At 34.2% G+C, this 10,663-nt stretch carries 8 protein-coding genes; 1 reads left to right on the plus strand and 7 read right to left on the minus strand.

From position 1 onward, the window contains the following. Position 1 precedes the first annotated feature (1 nt). The 3 genes from BMY85_RS14135 to BMY85_RS14145 all read right to left on the minus strand — a co-directional run bounded on the left by BMY85_RS14135 (position 2) and on the right by BMY85_RS14145 (position 2,495). The gene (locus BMY85_RS14135) at positions 2-442 is read right to left on the minus strand and encodes a YaaR family protein (protein WP_092478916.1); all 441 of its coding nucleotides are present in this window, start codon (positions 440-442) and stop codon (positions 2-4) included. 67 nt (positions 443-509) lie between these two features. Beyond that, positions 510-1,097: a nucleoside/nucleotide kinase family protein gene (locus BMY85_RS14140; RefSeq protein WP_092478917.1), complete on the minus strand. Its 588-nt coding sequence runs from the start codon at positions 1,095-1,097 to the stop codon at positions 510-512. 12 nt (positions 1,098-1,109) lie between these two features. Then, the gene (locus BMY85_RS14145) at positions 1,110-2,495 is read right to left on the minus strand and encodes an aminotransferase class I/II-fold pyridoxal phosphate-dependent enzyme (RefSeq protein WP_242939751.1); all 1,386 of its coding nucleotides are present in this window, start codon (positions 2,493-2,495) and stop codon (positions 1,110-1,112) included. 142 nt (positions 2,496-2,637) lie between these two features. Between BMY85_RS14145 and BMY85_RS14150 the strand changes: the two genes are divergently transcribed. Continuing rightward, positions 2,638-3,543, plus strand: coding sequence for a deoxyribonuclease IV (locus BMY85_RS14150; protein WP_092478919.1), 906 nt, complete (start codon positions 2,638-2,640; stop codon positions 3,541-3,543). Between the two features lie 96 nt (positions 3,544-3,639). Here the strand turns inward: BMY85_RS14150 and BMY85_RS14155 are convergent, their stop codons facing one another. The 4 genes from BMY85_RS14155 to BMY85_RS14170 form a co-directional block, all read right to left on the minus strand. Next, positions 3,640-4,338, minus strand: coding sequence for a hypothetical protein (locus BMY85_RS14155; RefSeq protein ID WP_092478920.1), 699 nt, complete (start codon positions 4,336-4,338; stop codon positions 3,640-3,642). Between the two features lie 68 nt (positions 4,339-4,406). Beyond that, the gene (locus tag BMY85_RS14160) at positions 4,407-9,038 is read right to left on the minus strand and encodes a prealbumin-like fold domain-containing protein (RefSeq protein WP_092478921.1); all 4,632 of its coding nucleotides are present in this window, start codon (positions 9,036-9,038) and stop codon (positions 4,407-4,409) included. Positions 9,039-9,041: 3 nt separating this feature from the next. After that, on the minus strand, positions 9,042-9,866 hold the full coding sequence (locus BMY85_RS14165; protein ID WP_092478922.1) for a class B sortase: 825 nt from the start codon (positions 9,864-9,866) through the stop codon (positions 9,042-9,044). Positions 9,867-10,222: 356 nt separating this feature from the next. Continuing rightward, positions 10,223-10,663: class I adenylate-forming enzyme family protein (locus tag BMY85_RS14170; protein WP_143066399.1), on the minus strand; the 441-nt coding region annotated here is incomplete at its 5' end.

Here is a 10,663-nt window from a genome sequence, read left to right on the forward strand (position 1 = left end):
CTTATGTAAGGATATCTAAAAGTAGTCCTCGAATCTCATCAATCTTACCTAGTATAGCAATGTGATCTTTTTCATCTTTAATTAGTTCCTGTGCAAGTTCATCCAGTTTATCGTCTACCAGCTTTATAATACCATAAACACGATGCCGTCCCTTCCGATCTAGAAAGTTCTCTCGGCTGAACTTATGGGAACGGTTCACTACTTCATTCATAAACTCCTTAATTAAGGCACGATATCTTTTCATATCACGAACATCCATATGTTTGCCTAACCGTTTTCCCTGTTGCACGATGTCTTCCATAACGAGAGTTAATCTTTCCTGAAGCGTGGCATCTTCAATATTACTAGCAAGCATAAACTTAAATGTTTCATCTGTCTGCTGTACTTGTTGGGGTTTTTCAGCCTGATTTATCTGTTGCATCTGATTTATCTTAATATCCATGCTTCTCTAACCTCTCTTAAATAAATATTTCGGATTCACTCTTTCATGGTTATTACTATTCATTATATCATATCAATGTAACAATATCACTTAAAATCTGCTGTATACATTTCTCCTTGTTGGAATTTATATACCTCTTCTCTACCCCGAGCCTTGCAAGATTCTGTTCCTCAAAATCCTTCTGATCTGCTAGAAAACGTCTGCACATCTCCTCGTACTTAGGCTCTATCTGTTCCTTTTCCCTAGTTAAGGCACGCTGCAGCCGCTCCCCATCCTCAACTTCAATATATATTGGCACTACTTTTTCCCTGCCAAAATAATTTAGGAGGCTTTCATATCCTTCTAAGGTCGAAATCATAATATAACTTTGTTTTTCCAGATCAAACTGTCCATCATCGACAGTAAAGTAATACCAGTCACCTGATACTGTCTGATACATTCTTTCTTCTATTATTTTACCCTGCTTTTTTAATATATCTCTTTCATTCTTAGATACAAAATGATATTCAATTCCTTCCGTCTCCCCTGTTCGAATAGGCCTAGTTGTATATAAAATGACGGCTTTTAACTGTTCGTTAAAATTCTTTTTTAATTCCTTAAAAATAGTATCTTTTCCTGTCGCACTCTTTCCCATTACAATAAATATTTTTGACATATTTCGTCCTCTCTATAAACAGCAAAGCACATATTTTTCATCCTTTAGTCCTTTCATAGACAATCCAGTCTCCTGATAAGCATAAATATGTTCTAAGATGTCATGAGTTATTTTTTCCCCAGGTACTAAAATTGGAATTCCTGGCGGATACAGATTTACGAAGCCACCCGCAATCCGGTTTTCACTTTTTTCTAAGAGACAATATTCTTTTTCCCTTTCAAATGCTTTATGCTGCAGCAAAACAACTTCTGCTTTCACTGGGGTATATGACGCATTTCCAGCTTCAGAACATTTACTAAGGGTTGTATCTATCTCCCTTAAGGCAGCCATCAAACGGTCAAATCCTTCTTTCGTATCTCCTATTGTAGTAATGGCAAGAACATAATCAGCTTCTGCCATTTCCATCTGAAGTTTATATTTCTTTAATAGTATATCATAAAGTTCTGGTCCTGTCATATTGGTTCCCTTAGTAGAAATAAGGATTTTAGACAAATCCCTTCCATTTGCCTCAATTACTTTTATATGATTAAGTTCTGACATCTCTTCATAAAAATACCTAAGATTATGAATCAGGTTTTCAAAAAGTTCTTCTCTTCTTTCTTCTAACATTCCAATACACTGGTCAATTCCTGCCATAAGCACATAGGAAGGACTTGATGTCTGGTAAATGGAAAAGTAAGTTTTTATTTTTTTAATATCCACTAATTTGCTATTTATGTGGAGCAATGCCGTCTGGGTAAAAGCAGGAAGTGTCTTATGAACACTTTGAATGACAACATCCGCACCTAATTCCAAAGCACTAGAGGGAAATGCTCTATGAAATGCAAAATGTGCTCCATGTGCCTCATCTACCAATACTGGAATATTTCGTTCATGTGCTAATTTGCAAATTTCTTTTATTTCAGATACTACTCCTTCGTATGTTGGAGACACCAGAACAATCAAGCTAGTATCTGGATGCTTTATCAACATGTTTTTTATGTATTCCGCAGAATATCCACATTGTATGCCTTTTTTATTATCAAACTGTGGATAAAGATAGACTGGATTTAACTCATTTACAAACACGGCATGATAAGCTGCCTTATGACAGTTTCTGGCCATTAGTATTTTATCGCCCTTCTTTGTACAGGCACTAATTCCCGTCAGTATTCCCGCTGTGCTTCCGTTTACCAAGTAAAACGTCTTTTCTGACTGATAAAGTTTTTCTGCCCGCTTCATGGATTCTAAGATAACATCTTCTGGATCGTGCAAGTTATCAAATCCGTCTATTTCTGTAATATCAATTGCATAAGGGTTCATTTCCCCCATAAGCTTAAGATTTCTTTTGTGTCCTGGCATATGAAATGGATAATAACTCTTCTTTCCATACTGACTTAATTTATCGTATAGGTACATAATTTCCTCCCGTCATTCAAACTATATATAGTATTACAATATGTAGGCACACAACACTTGACATTGTAAAATACTATGTCATAGTTTATAATATTATTGCATTTTTTGCAAATCCAGACACTTTAAAACTCGGAGGGATTGTATGTTAAAAATAGGCTGTCATGTAGGCATGAGTGGTAAAGAAATGTTTTTAGGTTCTGTAAAAGAAGCACTTTCTTATGGTGCCAATACCTTTATGGTTTATACTGGTGCTCCACAAAACACAAGAAGAAAACCACTTAGTGACTTAAGAATAGAAGAAGCAAAAGCTCTAATGAAGGAGAATGGAATTGAGGAATTCATTATTCATGCTCCTTACATCATTAACTTAGGAAATTCAGTTACTCCAGAGACTTTTGAACTCGCTGTTGAATTTCTTCAGGTTGAATTAGAACGTTCTGCTGCCATGGGAAGTAAAAATATTGTACTTCACCCAGGTTCCCATGTAAAAGCAGGTGAAGATGCAGGACTTGCCCAGATTATCAAAGGCTTAAATGAAATCCTCACCCCAGATACTCCCGTAAATATTGCCTTAGAAACCATGGCTGGAAAAGGCAGTGAAATAGGCCGTAACTTTGAAGAACTGGCTCGTATTTATGATGGCGTTACCCACAATAATAAACTTCGGGTCTGTTTTGATACCTGCCACACTAACGACGCTGGCTATGATCTTGTCCATGATTTTGACTCTGTAATGGAACAGTTTGATAAAATAATTGGAAAAAACCAAATTAGTGTTTTCCACATTAATGATAGTAAAAATTCGTTAGGTGCTAAAAAGGATCGCCATGAAAACATAGGATTTGGGTCTATTGGATATAAAGCACTTCATCATATTGTTATGCATCCAGACTTTGAAAACATACCAAAAATTTTAGAAACTCCATATATTCCTCACCCTGATAACAAAAAGAAGTCCTTTGCCCCTTATAAGCATGAAATTGAAATGCTTCGTAAAGGTGAATTTAATCCTGAATTAAAAGACCTTATTTTAAGGGAAAATATCTAAATAGACTATTTTGTTTTTTAACACTTTTTACTTAAGTTCCAAGAAAATTTGAATTAATCTGAAAAATATTTTATTAAAAAGAAGAGCTAAGTTTTATTACTCAGCTCTTCTATATACATACATTCTTCCTTCTTTTCCAATACGTTCAATTGCCCCTACATAATGTAAAACATTCATCCCGCACTGTGTTACCCTTTGAGTCAGCTTTGCTTCTCTTGCGAAATCCTTAGATGTAAATGTTTCCCTTAATGCAGGAGGAATCAGCTTCTGATAATCTTCTACAGATTTCAGGGTGTACTCCTCTACAATCTCTGTAGGAACCCGATCCTGTCTTGTAGAACCCCTTTTCTTATCCTGACTCCAGCCATTAAGCAAACGGTACTCCTCCATATTGATTAACAGTAAATGAATTCTTATATTAGGGTCGGTCAGATATTGCTTAATCTTATACAGTTCATAAAAACACCTGTAATAACTTCCCTTTAATGGAGACTTTCTTTTTTTAGATATTTCTCCTGTCTTCTCATCAACCCAGTAAAGCCACTTAGTTGCAATCATAGGATACGCAACGGTCACTGTATAATCTGGTAAAAATGCATCTAATTTTTTCCTTAACAAGTTAAAATTCTGGGTCTGTACCTCTACAATGCCTGTTTCATTTAAAATATCTACATAGTAACGCCCTAGTCTTATTTCCTGTTTCTCCATGTCTGGCTCAATATAATTTTTTACAACTGAGTGAAGGGTCTTTTCTTTTAACGTCCCTATCAGATGTATTTTTTCTTCATGTTCCACTTCTTACTCACTTCCCATTGATCTGATTTCACAGAACTACATTTCATAAGACCTACCATAACGTACTATTATTTTAGAAACAATTTAGCATTTTTTCTTGAGAAAAATATTTTTTTCAAGGAATATATTATGCCTGCTAGTGAAATTAAGCTTATTCCCCCATAGAATACATGTGGATATCTGCTATCTCCAGTCTTAGGAACATTTGACTCATTTCCTTGCTGATTTGCACTGTTATTATATCCATTGGAACTGTCACCACTACTAGATGAATTTTCATTATTCTCGTAACTGTTGTAGCTATTATGACTTCCCTTTTGTCCATTGCTGTTATTCCCTACAGAGGTACTATTATTGTAGTCTTTTTCTTTGTCTCCATTAGCACTGTTTTCATTCTCTGTTTTTCTGCCTGAAGATGTATTTACCGTTGTCCCTGACGATTTACTTGACTCACTGCTTCCCGCTGGTTTTGGCGTTCTGCTTGGTGCAACACTTGCTGTCGGCTTTGGTGTTCTGCTTGGCACTGCACTTTCTGCTGTCTCTTGCACACCGCTTGGCACTGCACTTTCTGCTGTCTCTTGCACACCACTTGGCACTGCACTCGCTTCTGTCTCTGGCACGCCGCTTGGCACTGCACTTTCTGTTGCCTCTGGCACGCCGCTTGGCACTGCACTCGCTTCTGTCTCTGGCACGCCGCTTGGCACTGCACTTTCTGTTGCCTCTGGCACGCCGCTTGGCACTGCACTTTCTGTTGCCTCTGGCAAGAGTTTATTCTTAATAAAGATCTGTCCTGATTCATCCTTTGTTACATTTTCATTTAATTCTACTACATAGGAATAAACCCCTTCTTGATCTACCGTAACTGTCACAGCTACATTTTCTGCTGTCTTCTGATACCCTTCTGGTGCTTCTGTTTCTGACAAAATATATGCTCCAGGATCTAGCTCCTTAAACACAACCATTCCATTTTTATCAGAAACCTCTTGTTTTTTTGCTACCTTACCATCTTTTCTCGTTAGCTGGAACTTAGCTCCTTTTAGTTTTATCCCTTCACTATCTGTCTTATAAAATACCAATTCAGAATTTGGCTTATTTAACATCATATCCTTATAGAACTTATTTTTTACAATCTTAATTGTGCCTAAAGGATAATTGTCCAATGCATCTTCCTCTTTTTCTAAGAATACAAAATAATGAACTTCATTTTCTTTTATATACCCTATAGGAGCTTTTTGTTCCTGTAACTCATATAAAGTATTTTTTTCAAGATTCACAAAAATAGCATCTCTATCTTCTCTTGAAGACCTTCTTTTACGATAACTATCTATATCTGTTTTCCATGTTCCATCTTTAAATGTCATTGCTGTTATAATAAAATCCGCATTGCTTAATGCAATTTTATGTTCTCCGTTTTGATTTGCATTAAAACTTGCCTTTGTAACAAAAAATGAATACAATGGGGAAGCATTAATAAAATCCTTAAAAATAAAATCTTCCATATCACTCGGCTTAACCATTCCAGATTTTACATACTGTACTTTCCCATTATTTAAGCTTGCCTCATTTTTTGCATCATCTGCACTAATATCTGCAGCAATAGCTGTATCAAAATCAATACAAAACGGTACATCCTTATATTCTTCAGAAATTGTAACTGTAAATTTTCCTGTTCCTTCCATTGCAATATTAGACTTAAATTTTTCTGTAACATCAAGAACTCTTGACATTTCTCCTAACCCATTTACCTCTGTCTTGTAAATCTTTAGTGTATCTTCTTCTAAATCAAATTGATTTAGCAGCAAATCAGAAATAGAATAGCCATTTAAATTTATTCCATCTGCATTTACATAAATAGTCCATGAAATAGTACCTTTATCTTTATTAAATCTGCCCTCTTTTGTCAGTACTTTAGGCCTAATTGTAATATCATTGACCTTTCTGATTTTTTCTATTTCTCCTCCATTACATAATCCATGAAGATTTACAGCCGCAACAGAACTTGTTTCATTATTAGCAAGAACTTCTCGTCTATACAATTCTGAATATTTTACAAACATATTATAATCAATTTTATACTCTACTGGATTTTTAAATGAAATCGTTAATTTATTGTTTTCTACGGAAATTTCCTTATCCTTTAATTTTAATTTTTTTGTCCCACAGGTTTCCTTCCACGAGACTTCCTGTCCATCCGGCAAAACAAGCGTAGTAACTCCATTTTTTTCAACTGCTATTACATCTTCATCATTTACCTTAAAATGTATTCCATCTGAACTGACTAATTTATAAAGAACTGTCCCATTTTCATTATAAAATCTCATTTCAGATATACGATCAAATGACGATCCCACTGGCAATTCTTCTTCTGCGCTTAAATTTTCTAAATATCCCTTGTCTGTATTAATTGTAGTGAGCCATTTACTTGTATGATCCTTATAGTTATACGTAGTCTTTCCCAGTTTTCCATTTAAATCAATAAATGTCTGAGACATACCTGACTTTTCTATTAAGTTATTTCCTAAAACCTGATTTGCTATAAATTCATTTCCACAAGGTTTTCCTTTACTCTTTGCTTCTGATCTTACAGTATTTTGAAATGTTCTCTTCTCAGCATTACTGTAAAATGTATTATCCGTAATGATTGTTTTAACAGGTATTTCATAGCTTTCATTGGCTGCAACATCTCCAATTACTATCTTAAGAGTCTTCAATTTACTATTTTCCGTATTTTCAATTACATCATAATAAGGTTTTCCATCAACCTTTTTTGCCTTGCTTGGAATCTCTATCGTTTTCTGTTCTGTTCCCGACTTATATTCAGCTGACAAACTTCCTGAACCATTTAGAATATCTTCTGTAAACATTTGTCCATTATTTCCTACTGTATCCATAAGAACAAGATCCGTAAATTCTCCTCCTAATCTGTTTACATCCAGATTCCATGTTATCATTTTATCCTTAATATAATATGCCTTAAAGCTTTTCTCCACTAAGATAGCCTTCGCCTGCATCTCTTTTTTTACTTCTACATCAAAATTAAACGAAATTCCTCCACCGTCCATTTTAATTACATCCCATACCATTTTTACATCATTTGTATATTTATCATTAGAAACTTCCTTATAATTTTCTTTGTTTACACCTTCTGGCAAAACAATATTTGTATAATATGTCAGTAACACAGAAGAATTTACATACTTATCATATGGCACAATAAGTACGCTTCTTTTTTCCGTTCCTTCCATATATGTATAATATACACTTCTCTTTTCCAATGAATTACCTTCTGAAGATGTTAACTGATCTAAGTCCTCATTAGTCAACTCGCTATATGGAATATCAGACGTAACAAGTTTAGGTTTTACATTAGTTGTACTTTCAACACCATCTTTGTTTACTAAAATATCTACTCCTGTATCTGCATCATACGTATGAGTTGAAGCACTTATTGTATCTACAATATAAGAATTTACTTTCTTACTAAAGTAGGAATTTACCTTGATATTCCATTTAAATCTGGTTCCGTACAAGTCTTCCTGTTCTCCTTCTTTCTGTAAAAAAGCTAATTTCATTCTTGTTGGCTCAGATTCTGCTGTTTTTAATTGCTTATTTTCCAAAGGATCAAAAATATATGCCTTATTGGTAAATGTCTCATCAATTCCATTTTTTTTCATAAAGGACTCATATTTGCTTTCATTCAATGCCATTCTTATTTTGAACTTTGCCGAAGTAATAGCATTACTCATATTTGGTAATAATTTTGGAAAATCATATTGAAACTTTCCACTTTTTGTTGTATATAAAGCCGGATCTAAAAGACTTTCATTTAATTTTACAGACTCTACATATAAACCATCTGGAATTTCATCTGTAATGCTTTTTCCATTTAAGTATCCATCTGATACACTAGCATCTAAATCATAATCAATATACGGTGTATCTACTTGCTTTGGTGCAGTCTTTGTTATTTTATATTCTGGCTCTTTCTCAATTAAACTAGAATCTATCTTTACAATTTTTCCTGTAACAATCTTTTTCTCTTCATTCCAGACAGGAATAATTGTCTCATTTGAACTTAATACAACTTCCAAAAGATAATTTAACGTAAATTTTAACTCTACATCTTTTCTGTTATACAATAATTTTTCCAATTTACACTTTAGTACAATATCCCCGTTTTCCTTTTTTTCAAGATCACAGACTCCTGCCTTTTCACCTGTATTATCTATTTTAAGCTCAACATGTTCTTGTCCCTCTGGAATATTAAAATACTCATGATCATAAGTAACCGTAAATCCTAATGGTGGTAAAAGTTCATCATCTAAACTTTGATAATATGTATCCAAAAACTTATGTACTTTTTCAGCATATTCGGCATCGTCTAGCCCTTCTTTTGATGGAAAACCTGCACACTTCAATTCGCCACTTTCTATTTTGTCTTGTATCTGTTCTGAATAATGGCTTAAATACTCATTCTTTAAGTTCATATCATATAGAATGCTTGATTTTCCTCCACCTAACGTGCTTAACTTCATATTAATATCTAAAAACTGGTCTAACTTATCCAGACCCTTATCTTTTAAATTAATTATCGTTGCAGTTGATAAATCTGTCTCATCTTCTGCAGATGCAATACTGCTGCTAAATGTCTGCATAATCAGTACAACACAAATTAACATTGCCAAAACTCTCTTTTTCACTTCTTAACATCCTTTCTTTTCTTCAAGTTTTTTCTTTTGAGCTACTACAAGAAGCCTTGCATTATCCTGTGAATACTCACATGTAACTAATGTCAGAAATTGTCCCCCTTCAACCATTTCCACATTGCTTACATACAACTGCTTCTCTTCAACTTTTTTTTGAAATTCTGAAAAATCATAAAGAGCTGTATTGTTTCGAAAATAATTAAAAAATTCATTGTCTTTATTGCCATTTACTTTACAGACTGCACAAATCCTAAAAACAGTTTTGCCTTCCTCTTTTGTATAAAATAAAACTTCAGGATGTTTTTTTAAATACTCCTTATGCTTGTACTTCATTAAACCTGCAAACATAGAACCATCCTTCATATGATGTCCATAAACTTCTAGGTTGCTCTCTGAATTCTCCATATCACAGCCTGCATCTAAAAAAGGTACTCCATAACGATTTTTCCTTTTGTAAAAGTCGTGATTTAAATAATATTTATTATCGTGTTTTTTTTGCACAACTGGATAATCAATTTTTTCCCCTGGAATTGAAATCCAGCCAACAAAATCCTGATTTTTTTTATACATCAGGTCTAAATTTATATAACGTTCCTTATTTTTCTTTCTATTATGTACTGCTTTACTAGTAGGTACTGTTTTGGCCAGTCTATTACTTTCTTTATCCTCATAAACTAACTTTCTTAAATTCTGATATTCTGCTTTCGCAGTTTTTTCTTCTATAAGATTATGATACAATTGAGAAATCCCTGTCCAAAACGCATATATACTTATAATGAACAACACTACATACTTAAGCTTTGTCCATTTTTCTGATAACATCTTACATTATCCTTTCTATTTACTCCTCATAACATTATTATACAATATTCATCATTACGGAACAATATCCTTTATTACGCATTTATGCCATTTTCAGATATTTATATATCTAATAGAACAAAGTCTAAGTTCCTCAGACTCTCGCGACTGGAATGTACTCGAAGGAACTCAGACTTTGCCCTCCTTTTTTATGGCACTTTTTATTTGATAGGGAAGGACTCGCAGAGGACTTTCTTATCAATAAAAAAGGGGAAGTACCCTCCATGGTATCTCCCCCTTTTCACACTTTACATTTCAATCTTATTACTTGGTATGTGTTTATCAAATCAACGAACTTCTAATACATTCTATCTCTATTATGCCATGCGGCTCATAGCTTCCTGATCGCTAAGCATTTCTACTAATTTTCTCTTTAGGATCTTTCCTGTGCTTGTCATTGGGAATTCTTCTACCATGTATACGTATTTTGGCATTTTGAATTTTGGCAGGCACTGGCTGATGTATTCCATAACTTCTTCTTTGATATAGTTTGCTCCCGGCTTCATTTGGATAAATGCTGCAATTTCCTCACCTAACACTTTATCAGGTGCGCCAACTACTGCTACGTCATGAACCATTGCATAGGTACGAATTACATCTTCAATTTCGCTAGGAGAAATATTCTCTCCTCCACGGATGATTAGCTCTTTCTTCCTTCCTTTAATGGTCAAATATCCTTCTTTATCTAAGAAACCTAAGTCACCTGTATGAATCCATCCATCTACGATAGTTGCGTCAGTTGCTTCCTGGTTTTTATA

It is taken from the genome of [Clostridium] polysaccharolyticum, from assembly GCF_900111595.1.
GTDB classification, from domain to species: Bacteria; Bacillota; Clostridia; order Lachnospirales; family Lachnospiraceae; genus Clostridium_AI; species Clostridium_AI polysaccharolyticum.

What these genes read in the sequence shown, in the direction of transcription:
- BMY85_RS14165 (WP_092478922.1), bottom strand. Translation starts at nt 9,866, where the DNA reads ATGTTATCAGAAAAATGGACAAAGCTTAAGTATGTAGTGTTGTTCATT.
- BMY85_RS14150 (WP_092478919.1), top strand. Translation starts at nt 2,638, where the DNA reads ATGTTAAAAATAGGCTGTCATGTAGGCATGAGTGGTAAAGAAATGTTT.
- BMY85_RS14145 (WP_242939751.1), bottom strand. Translation starts at nt 2,495, where the DNA reads ATGTACCTATACGATAAATTAAGTCAGTATGGAAAGAAGAGTTATTAT.
- BMY85_RS14135 (WP_092478916.1), bottom strand. Translation starts at nt 442, where the DNA reads ATGGATATTAAGATAAATCAGATGCAACAGATAAATCAGGCTGAAAAA.
- BMY85_RS14140 (WP_092478917.1), bottom strand. Translation starts at nt 1,097, where the DNA reads ATGTCAAAAATATTTATTGTAATGGGAAAGAGTGCGACAGGAAAAGAT.